A 19,228-nucleotide genomic window follows, 5' to 3' on the forward strand; every position below is an offset into this window, starting at 1 on the left:
CTCGACGCGTTCGCCCAGTATTGGATAAACGTCCACTTGTTTTTACCGGAGGACCTGAAGTGCGGACAGCTCGGCAACACATGTTTTCCTCATCTTTGGCCTTTTTTCTGACCTGATAAGCCCGGTCGCTGTAAAAATTATAGGCAATGGCATTGATTCCCTGTTCTTCCTGACACCAGTAGGTGGACCCGCAACCTTCAGGAAATTTGTAGTCTAAATGAACGATGTCGCCGTTAAAATCAGTATTTTTGCAATCATGATCATACAAATTTCTGCATTCCTGACTTTTTGGCAGCCTCCAATCATCAAAACCTGCGAATTTTTGTTCATTGAGCCAGTTAATATAATTGTTGGCACCTTTCCAGGAACACCATTTGTTGCGCATTTGATAGCTGTCTTCCCTGGTCCAGGTAAGATTGTATTTGGTATCTGTTAAGGTTTCATTTCCGTTATCTTTAAAACGATCTTCGTCTGACATAGGCCTCTAAAAAATAGTTTAGAAATAGCAGTGGATAGTATATTTTAAAGAGTGTCTTAATGGCAAATATTGATTTGTAATTTTGTCCTTTAAGAATTGATAGATTAATTTTTATAACTCAGGAATGTTATGCCGAAAATCGAAATTCAAAGTTTTTTTTATGATTTGATCCATTGCAAAGACAAGATCCTCAGTGTTTTTGAGAAATGGGATAAAAAATACGATGAGGATGAAAGGGGAGCCCTGGTTGCGGGAATCCGTGACTGCCCGGATGCAGAATTGATCACCTTACTGGTCAATATCCAGAAGCTGGCAACAGGGTATGAGCAGATCAAGGATTTGATGGATCAGGCTGAACAGGAGCAAGTGGAGGAAGCTCTTACAGAAGATGATCCTGATGATGAAGATTTTTGACCAGCCAACGGATGGAGGACACTGCCAAAGGCAAGTTTTAGTAGAACCATTAATACGCTCTGACTGTTTGCGTTGGGTCAATTTAAACTCAGGGGAAGTCCGGTTTCAGGATCGAGAACCAGACGAATCAGTGAGTTGTTTCCACCCACCCAGAGGGAATGGTCGCTTGTTGCTTCAATGCTGAAAATGAATTTTGATTTTAATCCGTTTATTGCAGAAAAGTTTTGAAAGCTCTTACCGTCAAAACGGCTTAATCCATTATTGGTGCCTATCCATAGTCCCCCAGATTTGTCTGGTTCAAGAGAGAGAATAAAGTTTCCCGGTAACCCATCTTTCGTTGTGAAATTTCGAAACTTTTGGGTATGGGTATCCAGCATGCTCAATCCCCCTCCCCATGTGCCTATCCATAGGCGGTTTTTCTTGTCCAATAACATTGAAACCACATAATTGGGGCGGTAGTCCGAAGTTTGTAAATTAGGAATGGAAGGAGATGCTGAGTGGTGTTGGCCCCTAAAGAGAGACATGATGCCCTGGTTGTCACTTTTAACCATTTCGTATGGCGCTCCCAGTCCGTCATTATGGTCAAAGGAACTCCACTTGCCATTTTGAAATGAGGAGATCCCTGACTCGGTACCGAACCAGATTTTATCGTCTGCTTCTATTTCAACAGCATATACCCAGTCATCTATCAATCCTCCATTCGTGCTTTCAACCGTGAAGCTTTCCCAGTTTTTTCTTATGCCTGGATTCCCTTTAACTTTATTGACACCACTCCAGGTAGCCAGCCAAAGAACATTTTTATTGAACTCGATATCATAGACGAAGGCATCATTTAATCCTTGCGGAGTATTGTAATGGCTCCACTGACCTCCGTTCAGGTGGCTGAGGCCGCCACCGTAAGTCCCGATCCACGGCAGGTTGTTTGAATCAAAGGCAATGGAAAAAATACCATTGCTTAGCAAATGATTCTGGTTATCGTAGACTTCGTAGTCTTCTAATGTATGTGTATCGTATTGGATAGCTCCCAGTTCCGTTCCCATCCACAGGTGTCTGCCTTGAGAGTTGAGCACTTTAATATTTCGTGTATTGAGGGTGAAAATTTGTTTTTTCAGAATATGAGGGTAGGGCTCACCGTATGTCTTGGCAGAAATTGAAGCATTAAAAGCCTGGGTGGTGTTTGCGAGGAAAAAGTTCGCACCCAGATTTAAAATGAATATAATGGCAAAGACTTTATTGATAAATTCTAGAGGACGCATGACGAAGTATTCTTTTGTTTACTACTATACCTTAGTGGTTTTGATATTGCTTTTGTTTTTTCTTTCTGGCTGCCAGTTATGTGATTGCGAAAAAGAACAAATGACCCCTGTAAAGGTATCAGAGAGGGACCAGAAAGAAATGGTTCTTGTTCCTGCAGGCGAATTCATCATGGGTACAAACAAAGTTGATGAGGAAGGAACACATAAAAAAATTGGATCCGTAAAGCCCCTTTATATCGACCAGCATCCTGAAAGGAAATTATATCTGGGTGATTTTTACATGGACCGATATGAAGTGACTAATGAGGAATACCAGAAGTTTTTGAAGGCAACAAAGTTTACGGACAGGCCGGCACATTGGGAAAACGGGACTTTTCCTGAAGGAATGGCTTTGCATCCAGTTACCCAGGTTACCTGGTGGGAGGGGTGGTCTTATTGCATGTGGGCGGGTAAACAACTGCCCACCGAAGCACAATGGGAAAAGTCTGCCAGGGGACCCAACGGTCTGCCATACCCTTGGGGTGAGGAGTTTGTTAAAGGTAAGTCAAACCTGGGTATAGAGGGTGACCGGAAAGCTGCACCGGTCACAGCCTATCCTGAGGATGTGAGCCCTTACAAGATATATGGTTTGTCAGGAAATGTTATGGAATGGACTTTAGACTGGTACCTTCCTTATCCGGGCAACCCCAAACCAAACTCAAGGTATGGCAAGGAACTCAAGGTCTTGAGGGGAAACGGGTTTCAGAAAGCAGGTCATTATTTTTTACCAGCTTACCGCTATGCATTCAATCGCACTGAAGTGAACCCAAATGATTTTTTTGAGAATGTTGGATTCCGGTGCGCGTCAGAAATAATCCCGGAAGACAGTAAGAAAAAATAATAACCTGCTGGTTTGATAGGCCAGAATGAGGTCAGGCTAGTATGGTGTTTTCCAGGTTGGCGCCTTTGGTGATCGCCTTTGCTATGTTTGCGTCTACCAGATACGCGTCTGACAGGTTTGCGTTGGTGAAGTTTGTTCCATGCAAGTTTGCTTCGAGTAGAAAGGCGTTTTTGAGGTTGCCACCTTCCATGTTTGCATAAGTCAGGTCAGACCCTTCCAGGTTGGCTTCTTCCCATGTTATGCCTGCACATTGTCCATCTTTTAACTCAGCGCCAATCAAGTTCGCGGTGGTTAAATTTACTTCCTTGAACGTGCAGGAATTGAGGTCGGCATATTTAAGAATCGCTCCTTTTAAGTCCACTTCGGTCAGTTTGGAGAAACTAAAGTCTGCACCTCGTGCATTGATACCCCCAAGTCGAGACTTGGCGATCACAACTTGTTTCATAAAACCATACATCATTCTGGCGAAAGCCAGGTTGCTATTTTCTATGGTGGAGGAATAAAAATTAGCGTGGCTCAGGTTTGCTCCTTGGAAATCACATTCGTTTATTTTTGTTTGTGAGAACTCTGAGTTAGATAAATCAGCATTATTAAAACTGCATCCTATAAGAGTGGACCCTTCGAAGTTGACTCCCTCAAGGTTTGTCCCGGTAAAATTAAGGTTCTTGAGTTTAGCATTTTTCATCGTTGACTTTTCCAAAGAGGCCTGGGAAAAGTCTATCTCTTGCAACTCGGAATCATTTATATTAGCTTCAATTAAAGTTGCAAAAACAAAGCTTGCGCCATTGAGGCTGACACCTTTTAAATCAAAATTACTGAAATCACCTCCATCCTGTTTTGGCTCTTTCAGGATTAATGTGATCATCTCATCAACGTTTGACATTATTTTTATTCCTTATTGTTACGCTGGCGTTAGAAGCGCGTTCATATTCCGTTAAATTTTTTGAGGATTGACTAAACGATGAACTCAAATTATACAAACTTGATTCAAATTTCCTAAAGTACCTTATATCTTATTCTCATGTTAAATATCGTGCTAATAAATGAATAGGGTTTGACAACATAATGCTATAAAATTTGGTGATCCATGTTTTTGCCAGAGTTGTACAATCTAAAATCGCAAAGCAATTTTTAGAAAATGATTATTAATTTTGTTTATTTATTTCCAGCTATTTCATATCACCTAAGCAATACTTACAATACATTTTTGGGTGATTTTATCAAAATATCTAAAGCTTCATAAGTAATAGGTTTGAATACATTCTGTAATATTAGTCTAGTGTTGCCATGAATTTTGGTCAAACTAAGAAAAAGCTCTGTTTAAGAAGTTACTTTATTTTCCTGAGCGTTGGCTCTAATTTTTAATGAACGTAAAATATAATTATTTAGCCAAGGTATCTTTAATCGTTCTCTTCGACCACTGGGTATGTAAACCTGAAGAAAATTTAAAACTTCAAGATTTTCCAAACTTAATTGAGAGCTTAGTTCATTGATACATCTTGGCAAACAATTTAGTCCTGCATAGGATTTACAGAAAAGCTCACCCCAAGAAGTTAAATAGATACTTGTGATATTTTTTATGCGATCAATTCTTTTGTTAATAAAATTATTTAACTCGTCGTTACTTTTACAATCTTTTATATTTCCCATGCTAATTTCAGGAGAAGGAGGATTACCGAAATCAATTAACAAGAATAGCTGGTTGATTTTAGCATCACCCAACAAGTCTTCATTTGACAACGCTGCTATATTTACAGACTCTATAAAATTCTTGAGCATAATGAGTAGAGAACCCAGATCATGTTGCTTGATCGAGATACTTTCGGAATTTAACAGAACTTTAGTGTTCAAGCTAAATAGGTTGTTAAAGACAGCAAATGCAAGAAGAAAAGGGAGAGTTGCAGATTTTCTAATAATATTTTCTTTGTCAATTTGTCGAATTGAATCTCTAATTATGCCTCGAAGTAAATACCATTCGGGTTTTTCATTTTTTCTTTTTTCTAATAAAAAAGTTAATTCGTCTTCAGCCGTTTTACCATCTACTAGGGCACCAAGATTATCTACTTTATTAGGGGCGGGTCTATAAAAACTAAAGAGCTTCCGACCCAACAGATGAGTATCTTTTTCGGTAATTAGGCTTTCGCTGGGATCAAGGCTCTTGTTTTTTTCGGAAATATTCTTATAGGATGCCATCAAAATTTTGTTAATACGGTTTCCTAATTCTACCTTGTGCATCATTTGCCAACTTGGATATTGATTAAGATTTTCAATTTTTTCTGCTGACCATCCCCAATCTTTAAGCATTTTTATAAGTGTGCTTTTTCTCCATATATCCGAACCTTTTTCGAATTCTTCGGGGGTTACCTGTGTTCCGACTTTCAAATAGAAAGCGTGTCTTAATGCATCGACGTCTTCTTCTGTTTTTGACTCATTAAAAAATTTTTGCACTCTCTCAAACATTCCTAAATAAGGGTCTATGTCCAGATAAGGGGCATCGTTAAAGTATTTATCCTTGACTTGATGGCAAAGCAGGTTTGACTTGGTATTGCCAAACATATACTCCTCCAGAACGCCCATTTTCATAAGTGTCTTGAAAGGAGATTTAAAGGATTTGATCAGAGCCCAAATGGATCCACCAAAAAACTCACCTTGGGAAATATCGTCAACATTACCCATGTCGATGAACTCTTCTTTTTTCAGCAAGGTTTGCCCTGTCATCAACTTTTCATACAGCTCATAGTACCGGTTATCGTCACAGTCCACTGGGGCGATAAGCCAGAATGGGATTTTCCCGGTGACGATAATCATGGTTCTGTACATTTCTTCTTTAAGAAGTTTTGCCAGGGCCGAACCTGTGCTCTCACTGTCACTTTCACCAAAAATATTATTTTTCACTTCCTCATAATCATTGATGAAAAAGTGGGTCTCAAGGTTAAAGTTGTCCCAGGTCCAGGTTTCTATCAGGTTTAGCTTTTTCTGAAAAAGCTTCATACTTTCTTCAGTAAAATCCTTTTTATCCACAAGTAATGTATAGTCAAGGTCTGATTTTTTTGTTTGAGCGATAGACCCAACACTACCCATCAGTAATGCTGTGTGGATGACAGGTTTAAGTTCTGGGTTTCTCCTGATGATGACATCGGGAAACAATTTTTCGGCAGCGACCTGGGCCTCCTTATCTAATTCAAAATTGTGTATGCCGCAGGGGGGGGCTCCCTCAAAATAACCGGGAAGCCCTTCTTGATGCACGTGCAGTAGTCGAGGTATAACTAGAAATATCAAACGGTCAATCTCTGAAAGGGTAATCAGGTTTCGATCTATTTTAAATCGATTAAATCTTAAAAATGCCTGCCGGTTGGAATACAGTGCTTCTGCATCAGATTTGATAAGTATTTTTTGAGCCTTTTCACTTGGCTCTTTCGAAAGTTTTACCGGTTCCTTTGGAGTAGACTCTTCAGCAAAGATGTTTTCGGCTTCTTGCTGTTTAGTGCTAGGATATTCCTTTGATTCCATGGCTATTATTATGTTTTAAATACATTTGAGTTAATAATAATTTTACTCTAAATACAGTTAAATAACTTCACCAAAAATATATCACTTATCTTCTATTTACCAGGGGCTATTTTGCCTGATTAGCAGGTTTTGGAGCCGGAATCGTGCTGGTTTTCTGATCCGCGGCACAGCTGTCGTCGATAGTATTTTCTTTTAGGGGCCTGCATTCTCCATATCTCGCTACAACCCTTCTTTCAGATGGGAAACGAATTTTTTCAATGAAGAATCAGCCAACCACTGAAGCCCTGCCTGTTGAAAGTCCCAAGTTGGAAGGAAACTCTGAACTCTTAATCACAACATTATCAGTATGGCCGTCAACAATAGCCTGTTTGACGCATTCTTTCATATATTCTTCAATGGTTGAGGTAATTAATTCTTCTGCACCTTCATTTCAAAATAGTTTTCGCGTCACTCCGGGTAAGATTTTCTGCATCAACATTATCCTTAAACAAGCTCCTTGGGTTTGCTCAACTCCCCAGTATTTATCTTAAATTGCTCTTTGGCCAATTACAGTGACTTTATGTTTTTCAAAATTTAGTCTCTGGGTTTTACTGCATATCGGTAAAAAAGGGCGAAAAGGTTATATAAAAACAAGAATTTATAGGTGTTTTTAAAGGTAAAAGTTATTCACTGATGTACAAATTTTATTTAAGGTTCATGACTAGTTAAAGCCATTAAAAGTGGTTTAAACTTCAGTTATGACAAAGAGTTACGCTATTTTGCAACGTGCCCGAATTTCGAAGAGGAAATTTCGGGAGATTTTAAAGTATTTTTCCCTGGATATTGAAGCGACTAAGATTGCCCAATTGACGGGTTTAAATCGGAATACGGTTAATAAATATCTGCTTCTTATCCGCGAAAGAATTGCTGAAGAATGTGAATTGGAATCTCCATTTTCTGGCGATATCGAAGTCGATGAAAGTTTTTTTGGTGCCCGGCGGATTAAAGGGAAAAGAGGTCGTGGGGCCAGTGGCAAAACCATCGTCTTCGGATTGCTCAAACGTAATGGAAAAGTATACACAAGAATCGTTCCTAACTGCTCCAGGGCCACACTACAAGCAGTGATCCGGGGCAAGGTGGATTTTGAAAGCACAATCCACTCCGATGGGTGGAAAGGCTATGACGGTCTCGTTGACCTGGGCTATAAAAAGCATCACCGGGTTCAACATGGCAACGACGAATTTGCAAACAGTAAGTCTCATATTAACGGAATTGAAAACTTCTGGGGTATCGCTAAAATGAGACTGGCCAAGTTCCGAGGTCTTTCTAAATCTACTTTTTATTTGCATCTTAAAGAGTGTGAGTTTAGGTTCAACCATAGAGGTGAAAACCTGTATCATTTACTTTTAAAAATCACCAAAAAATGACCGCTTAACTAGTCATGAACCTTATTTAATATTAAAGGTTGATGTCAATTACCCATATGGGCAAAATTTGTTAATTTGAGGTACAATTCTTAGCAGTTTCAGATATTTTGATACTGGAAGCTAGCATAGAGAAAAGCGCTTTCTTAAGTTGCTATTTTATCTCATGCTATTATTTTTAAATTAACTAATATAAAGATAAAATTGAATTCCATTGTAAATCAAAGGGTTGCGACTATTTTATTTCTAGGATTCTCTTCTGGCTTGCCCCTAGCATTATCAGGCGGCACTTTACAGGCGTGGTTGACGGTTGAGGGAGTCAGGATTGAGACGATAGGGCTGTTTTCTTTAGTGGGTTTACCATACACCTTGAAATTTCTTTGGTCTCCATTACTTGACCGATTTTCTTTCCCGTTATTTGGTCGGAGGCGTGGGTGGATTCTAGCGTTTCAGGCCTTGCTCCTTACCTTTATATTCACTATGAGCTTAATATCGCCCGCCAATGTTCCCTGGATTCTAGCTTTTCTAGCTTTTGGTTTAGCATTTGCTTCATCCTCTCAAGATATAGTTGTTGATGCTTATAGGGCAGAATTGCTTAAAGAAAATGAGCGTGGTCTGGGGGCGGCAGTTTCTGTGACCGGTTATCGAATCGCAATGCTTGTTTCTGGCGCACTGGCTTTAATATTGTCAGAAATTTTGGGTTGGCGTTTAACATACATGTTGATGGCAGCTTTGATGGTTGTAGGGATGATGGCCGCATGGCTCGGTCCTGAACCCGATGAGCCGGGAACACCACCTCGAACCCTAAAGGAGGCGGTGAGTGAACCTATGGTTGAGTTTTTTTCCCGTGAAAAGGCTTGGCAGATGTTGGGCTTGATTGTTCTTTATAAATTGGGTGATGCATTTGCTGGCAGTCTGTCTACCAGTTTTTTGCTGCGTGGGGTTGGCTTTTCTGTTTCCGAAGTAGGAGTGATCAACAAAGGGATGGGTTTGGGAGCAACGATAGTAGGAGCTCTATTTGGAGGCGCTCTCATGGCTCGAATGGGTTTATACCGCTCTCTTATGTTATTTGGAGTTTTACAGGCGATCTCTAATCTTTCATTCATGGTTTTAGCAATGGTCGGTAAAAACTATGTGTTATTGGTTTTCACTATTGCTTTTGAGAATCTGGCTGGAGGGATGGGGACGGCTGCTTTTGTCGCATTTTTGATGGCATTGTGTAACCATAATTTTACAGCCACACAATTTGCCTTATTATCGGCCTTAGCCTCATTAGGGCGTGTCTACGTGGGGCCTTTATCAGGTGAACTGGTTGCAGGGCTTGGCTGGCTTTTGTTTTTTCTTGTTACTTTTCTAGCCGCACTTCCGGGACTCATACTGTTGTGGAAAATGCGAGATAGTGTTCAGGCTTTGGAAAAGGGCAATGAGCAACATATATAGGCCGTATAGTGATGACAGAATTTATTTATCTTCATGGTTTTGCTTCGGGGCCAGGTTCTCAAAAAGCCTGTGCTTTTAAAGATCATTTTGAGAGGGCTCAACTTTCATTTACAATTCCTGATCTACAGCAGGGTGATTTTAAAAATTTGACTTTGACCAAGCAAGTTTCACTTATTCAAAAAATTATTGATGAGAAAAGAGGTGCAAATTTTGCGTTAATTGGAAGCAGTATGGGTGGATATCTGGCTACGCTAATTGCTGAAACCAGGAAAGAAATAAAAGCACTTTATTTGATGGCACCTGGCTTCAACTTTCTAAATCGCTGGATGGAAAATATGGGTTGGGATAAGAATTCGTTCTCGTCAGTTCCCGACTCGATCCCGGTATTTCATTACAGTTACAATAGGGAGGTTAATTTAAACACAGGTTTATTTCTTGATGCGGTAAAATGGGATGCTATGCCTATAACACGTTGTATACCAATGCGTATTGTTCATGGCCTCCACGATGAAACAGTTAATATTCAGGAATCCATTGAATTTACCAGAAAACGCCCCTGGTGCCAATTCAAAGAGTTGGATTCTGACCATGGGCTCTTGTCATATATCGATTGGATTGCAAATGATTGTTTAGAATTTTTCCGGTCAAATAACTTGATCACTAGCGAAAGTGAATAGTATTAAGACATTATTTGAGTCATAAAAGCTGCTTAAATTTTTTGATAATCGAAATACTTTTTTAAACCAGGAAATAATAGCTCACAGAAATCTATTAGTTGATGATGAAGAACTTTTTTAGCTGTTATAGAGATCAAGCTTTATAAGGAAGGCTAAAGAATATCCTCTGCAAACGATGGTGAGGAAGCTCTCGCAAAAAAAGATGTTGTCAAAAAGGTGATCAAGATTTATAAAGATGGTTATGCAAATAAGAAAGTACAGATACAAGAACTTCTTACTTCACTAAGTTAAAGCCCAGGGTGCAACATTTCCTCAAACATCACGTTATCCAGAAACTCATCAAGATCGGTATATTCTACAGATTCTTGATCTAATTGACTAGTTATTGAGTCGTCAAATTTTTCGAGTCCGGCAGATAGGATTCTATTCCTCATAACTTCTATCCTTTTGGCTTCATTCTCTTCAATGGTTTTCTGGATCTTATTAAACTCTTTGACTTTGTCGGCGATTTTGTCACGCATAGAAGCTCTATGTTCTGATTCAATTTCCTCGATGCGTTCTCTTTGTTTTCCTGCAAAAAAACCTGCCACAATTTCTTCAATCTTTTTTTGCTTTTGATAACCTTTTAACAAGGTTTCAATGATTTGCTTTTTCCTCTCTTCCTTGAGGGTGATGTTGTTCAGAAAGGCTCTTTTTAAAACAGCTCTTTCAGCACGTGGTTTGCCCCAGCGAAACTCATTTTTTTCGTCTACCTTGATTGTCATAACCCCGTTTTTTGTTTTTAAAATTGAATAAGCTTCTATCGAAGGGTAACCGTGATATTGGTAATTGGCCCTTAGCTCACTAATGACCATGTCCATGACCTCTGGAGTCATAGTTACTCCGTTACCTAAATCAAGATATTTCTCCAAATCATATGAGTCGATCAGTGTATTGCCAATTATTTTGATTTTCTTTACAAAGGATTTATTACTGCTGGCAAAAGTTAATCCCGGTGAGATAACTAAAAACGCAGATAAAAATAGTACGATGAATACACTTTTAAAGATATGAATTCGCCCTGACATCATTGTCACTTCTCCACAATTACTTCAATAGATTTGAATGAAGGGGTTTTCGATTGGGGATCAAACTGACGTGGCACAAGAATGTTGCTTTCCGGATAATACATCATTACGTTTCCTAGTTTGATAGGGTAAATATGCACCTTTTGTCCTGCCATAATTCCCGTATCATTTCTAACTGTTACGATGTCACCTTGATTCAATCCAAGCCTGTTGGTGTCCTCTTCGTTCATTAAAACCACATTACGTGATGACACACCGCGATAACGGTCATCAGAGTCATAAACAACGGTGTTGAATTGTCCTTCTGACCGAATTGTCATTAAAATAAAGCTGTTTTCCTTGTTTCCCCTAACGGCAGGAATTGGGCATACTTTAAAACGGGCTTTGCCTTCTGGCATAGGAAATCCGGGAGTATGTAGAATTCTGCCACCGATATGAAATTCTTTGCCTGTTTGCCCTATATTTTTCATTTGTTCAAACCCGGGAATAATGGAACTGATGAGTTCTCTAATATTTCCTGTATGACTCAATTCTTTCCAGGGAAGGTTTGAGTCCTTCATTAAGCGATGAGCTAACTCAGCGATAATTTTCACTTCACTTTTTGGGCCGGCATAGCGATTTATACCCCCATCACTGAGCCTGATATAACTAAACATGCTTTCCTGCGTTGTAGGTTCGGGCTCTTCATCCCGAGCCAATACCGGCAAAATTAGACTGGTTTTACCTCGACCAAGAAAATGTCCCTGATTTAATGTGGTATTGAGGAAAAGACTGAAACCAATTTTAGAAAGGGATTCTTGGGCAAATTTGGAGTCAGGATTCGAGCCATATAAATTTCCTCCGAGATTGAAGGAAAAGTCAATTTCCTGATTATTTGCGGATTCAATACAGGCCAATGTATCAAGTCCTGACTTTTTGGGCAGGGTGACCGGAAATTTTGCTTCAAGGTTGTCGAACACCGCTTTCTTCAATACTGGAGTGACTCCCATGGAACCAATACCCTGAACATTGCTGTGTCCTCTCAGGGGGAGAAGGCCTGCATGCTTTTTACCCACCATCCCACGCATCAGAGCCAGGTTGATGATGGATTGAACATTGTTGACTCCAAAGGCATGGTGCGTGATCCCCATCGACCATGCAAATACAGTATTTTTACTTTTGGAATATATATCAGCAGTTTTTTTTATTTCTGCTTGAGAAATGCCGGATGCAGATTCAATATTGTCCCATGACTCAGTTCTAATATCTTGTTCAACTTCGGTGAAGTTCTGTGTATTGCTGTTTATAAATGTTTGATCCACTAGATCTGGGTTTTCTTCTGATTGTTCTAAAAGTGATTTTGCAATTCCTTTAAAGAGTGCAATATCTCCACCTATATGAGGTTGCAGGTAATGGCTGGCAATCTCTGAACCGAAAAACAGGCTTTTAATATCAGAGGGCACACTGAAATTTACAAGACCGCTCTCTATCGCCGGGTTTACAACAATGACATGTCCTCCTCGGCGTCGCGCATCCATGAGAATGCGCATGAATCGAGGATGATTGGAAGCAGGGTTGGCTCCGATTAAAAATATCAAATCAGCATGATCGAGATCGTTAAGCTCAACGGTCGCTGTGCCTGTTCCAAGGCTTTGGTTCAACCCAACCCCGGAAGCCTGATGGCAATAAAAAGAGCAGTTGTTAATATTATTCGTTCCGTAGAGGCGGGCAAACAGTTGCAAAAGAAATCCTGCTTCATTGGAGGAACGACCACTTGCATAAAAAAAAGAACGGTCTGGTGATGTTGATTCGAGGTTGTCAACCACTCGATCAATTGCTTCTGACCAGCTTATGGGACGATAATGTTCATCTTGTGGCTCACAAAGTACAGGTTGGGTCAAACGACCGCTCAGCTCAAGTTGACGGGGCGACCATGTAGATAAAGTGGGTAGATCAAACTGCTCAAAAAAGTTTTCCGGCAAGGTTCCCTGCATGTCGGAAGCCTGAGCCAGGAATGATTTATTGCAAACCGCGGGAAAGTGATTTTTTTCATCACGCATGCCCCCTTTCTGACCACCCATTCCTAACGCGCAGCTTTTGCAGTTATTGCGTGAAGCCAGTGCTTTAAGCATGGGCCAAAGGCCACCGGCCCGGTTTGCCATTTTCATCGAATAGCGGACAGCTCCCCACCCGCCAGCACTACGGGGAAGTTTCGAGTTCATGGATATACTCCGTTAAGACCTCAGGTTCCTATCAAATTTTGTGGAACCCAACCTTTTTGTTTCTCGTTGATTCGAACTTCCAGCCAGTTGTCATGTTTGTCTGTGACAGTAATCAAGGCACCTTCATGCAACTGGAAGAGGGTGATTGCATCAGCGGCACGACCAGACTTAACTTCCAGACTGTTTGCCAATACGACCCCTATCTGAATATCTGATTCATTCTTTATTTTAACTCCAATTGAAGCAAAAGACAGTAAAAGAAGAAATAGAAGGGCGTTTCGTGCAATTTTCAGGGCAGGGAAATAAATCCACAGTGCCATACAGATCCAAAAAGTAAAATTCAGGAACATGGCAAAATAGATCAGTTCGTTTATATTGAAATCATTGACCCAGAAAAATAGAACATTAAGTGTTCCCGGGGGAGGGAGTTCAGTCTTGTCCTGAGTTTGTTGAATGGCAAATTTGAGATTGGCATGAAGATTTTCATTTCCTGGTATCCATTTTAAAGCTTTGAGATAATTTAAAATCGCATGCCCTGTTTTCCCCATTCGAATATATGCGTTACCCAGGTTGTAGTACAAGTGTCCGTTACGTTCACCTTTGTTGACCAGGGATTCATAAATTTGGGCAGATTCTGAGTATTTTTTTTCAGTATAAAGGTTGTTAGCTCGAACAACCTCGTTCAGGTAGTCAGAGGACTCTGCTGGCTGTATTGATGAAAATATCAATAATGCAGTAAATATGAATGATAAGATTTTGGCGGTTTTCATGATTGTTCCTCCAAGACCTTAATCAAGTTTTCAGAATCGTTGAGCAGTTCTTTTGTGCTTCCCTGGGTCATTGGAGCATATTGCAGAGTTTCACACTTTTCGAGAAGTTTCCTCGTTCGTTCGGCCTTTCCAGAGTCATAGTCTGAATCTTTCAGGTGGTTCTCAACTTCTTCTGCGGTTATCGCTTTGCCGTGCAGGTTTAGTTTGTCACCAATGTATTCGCGCAGAATTTCTGAAAGTTCACGGGCAAAATCTTTTGAGTCGGAATGTTGAGTCAATTGTTTTAGGCGGTTGCAGGCATTTTTATAGGCATTACGACTTCTATAAAAAGCTACATCATATTTCATCCGGATCTGCTGCTTTCTTATAAACGCAAAAGTAATGAACAGAATTACTGGCGAGCCAAAGCCGGCTGTCATGTATATAAATGAAATAGAACCTCTATTTTGAAACCTGTCCAACTCTGTGTAGATGGGTAATATATCTTCTCCAAGAGTTTCGATTTCTGGTTTGGTGCTATTTATCTCCTTCTGGCTGGGTTGGACAAGGTTTAGATTCTCTTTGATAGATGAAGGTTTTATATTTAATGATATCGATCGGGATTTTGCGGTACGGTAACGACCTTTTTCTGAATCAAAATAATGCAGGACAAACTCTGGAAGTGTTATGCGACCTTCTTCAAGTGGAACCAGCGCAAACTTGAAGGTTTTTGTTCCTCGGACTTTGTCGTTATGAACAATTTGATTAAACACAGGTTTGTCAGGATATATTTTAAAGCGACCTTTTAAGTCTGGTGGTTCGAAAGATATGTCGCGAGCATTACCCTGGCCAGAAATGGTCACTGTCAACGTGGTTGTATCGCCAACTTCAAGGTTAGTTTTTCCAATGTCTGCAGAAATTGTGAATTGCCCAATTAAATTTTTGAATCCTTTTGGTGCTCCAGGTGGCAGGGGAGAAATATTAACTGAGAGAGGTTGAGACCTTAATACTTTGTGCTCGGCCCGGGCATTTCTTCCAAACGGGTCATCGAAAAAGTGACGGAATGGATCTCTTCTAGTGCGGTTTTGTACTCTGTGAAATAGATCCAGCTCTATGACGGCCGGCGGTATTTTGATGACCCCTTCTTTCAAAGGAAAAAGAGCTAAGGATAGTTCCTGCACATTATACTGTAGTCCGTTTATGACTTTAATGTATGTCTTGGGTTTACCAAGTTCTTCTTTGTTAAACCAGGTTTTGTCAAAAGGTAATTTTAAATCCAGGTTTTTGGCTTCGATGCGGTGAAATAAACGGAATGTATAGATTAACTGCTCTCCAATATATGCTTTCTCACTGGATAAAGATGCTTCGATAAAAGCGGTCTTTTTATCGAGTGCCGGTGTTCTTGAAGGCTTTTGCACTTCAACTGTTATGGGTTTGGTGGAATACGTATTCCCATTTATATTCACACGGGCGGGGCCGATATCGATGCTCCCCGTGTTCATAGGTATCAACCGGTAGTTATAGGTGATTGAAACACTCCGCTGAGTATTTATGTACTGCGTTGATGAGGATGTGCCTGATGAAACAACCTTGAAATCAGGTAAGGGAGGCAGTTCAGGTGGAGGCGTGTTTTTGCTCCCTTTGATAATTATGGAAAGCTGTAATGTGTCCTCCAGTGTCAAACTGTTCTTATCGACCGTTGCGGTGACAGAAACATTTTCTCCAAAGCAAATATTGCTGAGGTTAAGGGAAAGCAAAAGAGAGAAAAGTATGGTTTTACTTGATTTATACAGTCTCATATTACCAGTCGTTTCCCTGATAATTAGATTTCGTTTTTCCGGCCTGCATTCGGCTTATATCTTTTAAATCTTCGCTAAGACCTTCCAGCATTTGTTCAGCTTTTTCTTTTGATATCTCCCCTAACTGCTCTTCACTCTGGCTGGGTTTATTCTGACCTTCATTTTCAAGGTTCTCATTATTTGGCGGGGGGGACTGGTTCTCTGATTGCTGATCACCTTCATTGCTTTGATCCTGATCCTCACCCTTTTCATTTTCGGAAGGATTGTCTTCACCTTCCTGTTTATCTTTTCCTGATTCCTGCTCTTTTTTTTGTTCCTGTTGCTTGCGAACATATTCCAAGTTGTATTTGGCATCCATATCACCAGGGTCAAGCTCCAGAACCTTCTTATAAGCCGTCTCGGCTTCTTCCAGTTTTCCCAGTTTCACCATCGTGTTGCCCGTGTTGTAAAGGGACTTTTTCTTGATAGTGGGATTTTTTTCGTCCAATGCAGATTGGCTGTAGGCTTGCATAGCTTCCTGAAACTTTCCATCCCTGTATCGGGCATTGCCCAGGTTATAGGATATACGTGAGTCTTCAGGGCGGTCAGTGTGTGCGAATGAGAAGTTATCTGCGGCTTCCTTAAACTCCCCTTCGTAATATTGAGAGATGCCCTCTCGCATTTTAGTATCCACCGACTCTGCAAAGGCAGGGGATTGAAAAAATAAAATAAGAAAAAAGAGGAAGGGGTAAATCATAGCTTTTGCAAAGGAAAAACAGCGTTCCCGGCTTTTAGAAGCCGGGAACCTTAAAAATTGAATAGAGGCTTACCTTCTGTCTCCCATGAGCCTGAGGAGCATGAGGAACAAATTGATGAAATCCAGATAAAGGGTCAGTGCCCCACGGATGGCTTCTTTTGTATCTTCATCGGTACCTTCATTGCCGAGAATGTTCATTTCTTTAATCTTTTGTGTATCGTAGGCGGTTAGTCCTACGAAGATGAGCACTCCTGCATAAGTGATAATGGTATGCATCATAGTGCTTTGCATGAAAATGTTCACCAGGGATGCAATGATAATTCCAACTAGTCCCATAAACAGAAAGCTTCCCCATGAAGTCAGGTCCTTTTTGGTAGTATATCCGTACATGCTCATGGCACCGAAGGTTCCCGCGGTGACCAGAAAGGTGGAAAAAATAGATGTGGATGTATAGGCCATGAATATGGCCGCAAAAGTAATTCCAGTCAAACCCGCGTAGAGCATAAAAACACCGGTTGCCTGACTTGCGCTCATTTGCATGACTCTTGCAGCCAGCCAGAATACAAGCCCAATTTGCGCGATGATGAGAACAATTGGCATAATTGGATTGCCAAAGATCAGGTTCATCATAGTTGGGCTGTTGGCAATATAAAAGGCCATGAAACCAGTTATAGCCAGTCCTGCTGTCATCCAGTTATAGACACGTACCATGAAACGCTGTTGTTCAGCGGCTGTAGAATCCAGGCTCATGGTTCTATATGAACTATCCATTATTTATTTCCTTTCATATGCATTAAACAGATAAAACAATCGTTTATGTAACTCTTGATAAGATAAAATCGCTATCTCATATTGTCAAGGCCACTAATCGTATCACCAGCATGCGGGTACTTTTATGGCAAGCAAATACTAATTTTGGTGTACTGAAATGTTGTCCAATTACTACCCCGATTGAAGAGGTTTATACCATTTTACCAAAAACCTGAGCTGGAATGCAGACTAAATTCACGGGTTTTCCATGGGCTTTTTTTCAGTCAGGCAGGTTTCTATCATCAGGCATATAAGTGCCGCGAAAATGAACCATTGAAAACGCTCTTGCCAGATTTTTCTGCGCTCAGACTTCAGTTCCTTTTTTTTGATATGCTTTTTTATCTGGTCCTTGTATATAGTTTTCAAGTCGATATCTCCTGTGACTGAGCGGACATAGCTTCCCCCTGTTTCTAAAGCAATCTGTTGTAAGGTTGTCTCGTCAAGTTTGGAAACAATAACCTCCCCATTCTGATTTTTTCTGAACCCGCCGTTGTTAGATGAATCTGGTATGGGTGCGCCTATTTCACCGCCGATTCCAATGGTATAAACTTTTACGCCCTGCTTGCCCGCTGATTTGGCAGCGGATAGGGCTTTTCCTGTCTGGTCTTCCCCGTCCGTTATCAAGATCAGGGCTTTAGATTTTTTCTCCCGGGTTCGAAATGCTTTCACTGAAGATTCGATAGCTTCTCCAAGGGCGGTTCCTTGTACCGGGATCAATTGTGTGTCAATGGCTGAAAGGAAAATTCTGGCCGCGCCATAATCGAGCGTCAAAGGGCATTGTACGAATGAGGTCCCAGCAAAGGCAACAAGGCCAACCCGATCTCCATCCATCATATCCAGAAGGTCGGAGATTTTTCTTTTGGCCCTCTCCAGGCGGTTGGGTTTGATATCTTCAGCCAGCATGCTGGTGGAAACATCCAGGGCAACTATTACATCGACTCCACGTTGGTGCAGGTCTTCCCATTGATAACCCCAGCGAGGACGGGTTAGAGCAAGAAATAAAAACAGGATTGCCAGAATAATAAAAATATTTTTGCTTTGTTGTCGCTTTATTATTCCAGGCTGGACAAGTTTTGACAAGAGAGGGGTTCCGCAAAACTTCTGTGTTAGCTGGTGCTTTTTCTTTACACCCCAAACCATGAAAAATATCAGAGGAACCAGACTCCAGATCAAATGAAAAAAACCGGGATCACCAAATCTCATTATTCAGGGAATCCTTCTCAAAATTGTATTGGAAAGACCTATCTCCATTAATAGGGATATTAACCCCGCTATCAGGAAATAATGAAACAACTCCTTGTACTCGGAATGATCAATAACTTTAACTTCAGATTTTTCCATTTCATCAATCCGCTTATATATGTTTTTCAGGGACTCGAGGTCGGTGGCACGAAAATATTGGCCGCCTGTAATTTCAGAAATTTCTTTGAGAGTGTTTTCATCTATATCCACCTGCTGGTAGACATAGCGTTGTCCAAATATCGAATTGACCAGAAAAGGCGCCTTGCCTCTTGTGCCAACACCAATCGTGTAAATTTTTATTCCAAAGGTTTTAGCTGTTTGGGCCGCCTGGATGGGCGGGAGCGAACCCGCATTATTCCTGCCATCCGTTAAAAGAATAATAACTTTGGATGTTGACTCAAGATCCTTAAGCCTTTTTACGGCAATCCCAATTGCAGACCCAATAGCGGTTGAGTCACCGGCCATTCCGATCTCCAATTTGCTCAAAAATGATTGCAGGATACCCTGGTCCAGTGTCAGTGGGCATTGTGTGTAGGCATGCTCGCCGAAAACCACCATGCCTATTC

17 protein-coding genes are annotated in these 19,228 nt (G+C 40.7%); 5 read left to right on the top strand and 12 right to left on the bottom strand.

Features of this window, described 5'->3' with window-relative positions; translation table 11 throughout:
- Positions 1–478 (bottom strand): DUF1566 domain-containing protein (locus F3741_01895; protein ID MZG29547.1); only part of this gene is annotated, 478 nt, incomplete at its 3' end.
- Positions 479–607: 129 nt separating this feature from the next.
- Between F3741_01895 and F3741_01900 the strand changes: the two genes are divergently transcribed.
- A complete protein-coding gene (locus F3741_01900) occupies positions 608–892 on the top strand; it encodes a hypothetical protein (protein ID MZG29548.1) in 285 nt (94 codons plus the stop codon).
- Positions 893–969: 77 nt separating this feature from the next.
- On the opposite strand, the gene F3741_01905 is transcribed toward F3741_01900, so the two are convergent.
- Positions 970–1,932, bottom strand: coding sequence for a hypothetical protein (locus F3741_01905; GenBank protein ID MZG29549.1), 963 nt, complete (start codon positions 1,930–1,932; stop codon positions 970–972).
- Between the two features lie 178 nt (positions 1,933–2,110).
- Between F3741_01905 and F3741_01910 the strand changes: the two genes are divergently transcribed.
- Positions 2,111–3,028, top strand: coding sequence for a formylglycine-generating enzyme family protein (locus F3741_01910; GenBank protein MZG29550.1), 918 nt, complete (start codon positions 2,111–2,113; stop codon positions 3,026–3,028).
- A gap of 31 nt (positions 3,029–3,059) precedes the next feature.
- Here F3741_01910 and F3741_01915 read toward each other — a convergent pair whose 3' ends face one another.
- Both F3741_01915 and F3741_01920 read right to left on the bottom strand, forming a co-directional pair.
- The gene (locus tag F3741_01915; GenBank protein ID MZG29551.1) at positions 3,060–3,911 is read right to left on the bottom strand and encodes a pentapeptide repeat-containing protein; all 852 of its coding nucleotides are present in this window, start codon (positions 3,909–3,911) and stop codon (positions 3,060–3,062) included.
- 437 nt (positions 3,912–4,348) lie between these two features.
- Entirely contained in the window at positions 4,349–6,538 is a 2,190-nt protein-coding gene (locus F3741_01920; protein MZG29552.1) for an adenylate cyclase, read from the bottom strand.
- Positions 6,539–7,275: 737 nt separating this feature from the next.
- Between F3741_01920 and F3741_01925 the strand changes: the two genes are divergently transcribed.
- From F3741_01925 to F3741_01935, 3 genes are all read left to right on the top strand, one after another.
- Positions 7,276–7,944 (top strand): IS1595 family transposase, encoded by a 669-nt coding sequence (locus F3741_01925; GenBank protein MZG29553.1) that lies wholly within the window; start codon positions 7,276–7,278, stop codon positions 7,942–7,944.
- 168 nt (positions 7,945–8,112) lie between these two features.
- Entirely contained in the window at positions 8,113–9,381 is a 1,269-nt protein-coding gene (locus F3741_01930; protein ID MZG29554.1) for an MFS transporter, read from the top strand.
- 11 nt (positions 9,382–9,392) lie between these two features.
- The gene (locus F3741_01935) at positions 9,393–10,058 is read left to right on the top strand and encodes a hypothetical protein (GenBank protein ID MZG29555.1); all 666 of its coding nucleotides are present in this window, start codon (positions 9,393–9,395) and stop codon (positions 10,056–10,058) included.
- Positions 10,059–10,345: 287 nt separating this feature from the next.
- Here F3741_01935 and F3741_01940 read toward each other — a convergent pair whose 3' ends face one another.
- The 8 genes from F3741_01940 to F3741_01975 all read right to left on the bottom strand — a co-directional run.
- Entirely contained in the window at positions 10,346–11,128 is a 783-nt protein-coding gene (locus tag F3741_01940; GenBank protein ID MZG29556.1) for a hypothetical protein, read from the bottom strand.
- A gap of 2 nt (positions 11,129–11,130) precedes the next feature.
- Entirely contained in the window at positions 11,131–13,326 is a 2,196-nt protein-coding gene (locus tag F3741_01945) for an FdhF/YdeP family oxidoreductase (protein MZG29557.1), read from the bottom strand.
- A 20-nt stretch (positions 13,327–13,346) separates the two neighbouring features.
- Positions 13,347–14,096, bottom strand: coding sequence for a hypothetical protein (locus tag F3741_01950; protein MZG29558.1), 750 nt, complete (start codon positions 14,094–14,096; stop codon positions 13,347–13,349).
- Positions 14,093–15,874, bottom strand: coding sequence for a protein BatD (locus tag F3741_01955; GenBank protein MZG29559.1), 1,782 nt, complete (start codon positions 15,872–15,874; stop codon positions 14,093–14,095). Before F3741_01955 ends, F3741_01950 begins: the two co-directional genes overlap by 4 nt.
- A gap of 1 nt (position 15,875) precedes the next feature.
- Positions 15,876–16,610 carry a tetratricopeptide repeat protein gene (locus F3741_01960; GenBank protein MZG29560.1) on the bottom strand — a complete coding sequence of 245 codons (735 nt, stop codon included), beginning with the start codon at positions 16,608–16,610 and terminating at the stop codon, positions 15,876–15,878.
- Between the two features lie 69 nt (positions 16,611–16,679).
- Complete coding sequence (locus F3741_01965) at positions 16,680–17,384, bottom strand: Bax inhibitor-1/YccA family protein (protein ID MZG29561.1); 705 nt, start codon at positions 17,382–17,384, stop codon at positions 16,680–16,682.
- 231 nt (positions 17,385–17,615) lie between these two features.
- A complete protein-coding gene (locus F3741_01970; GenBank protein ID MZG29562.1) occupies positions 17,616–18,623 on the bottom strand; it encodes a VWA domain-containing protein in 1,008 nt (335 codons plus the stop codon).
- Positions 18,624–18,626: 3 nt separating this feature from the next.
- The coding region (locus F3741_01975) for a VWA domain-containing protein (GenBank protein MZG29563.1) at positions 18,627–19,228 on the bottom strand (602 nt) is incomplete at its 5' end.

The sequence above is a fragment of the Nitrospinota bacterium genome (genome assembly GCA_009873635.1).
Lineage (GTDB): Bacteria > Nitrospinota > Nitrospinia > Nitrospinales > VA-1 > LS-NOB.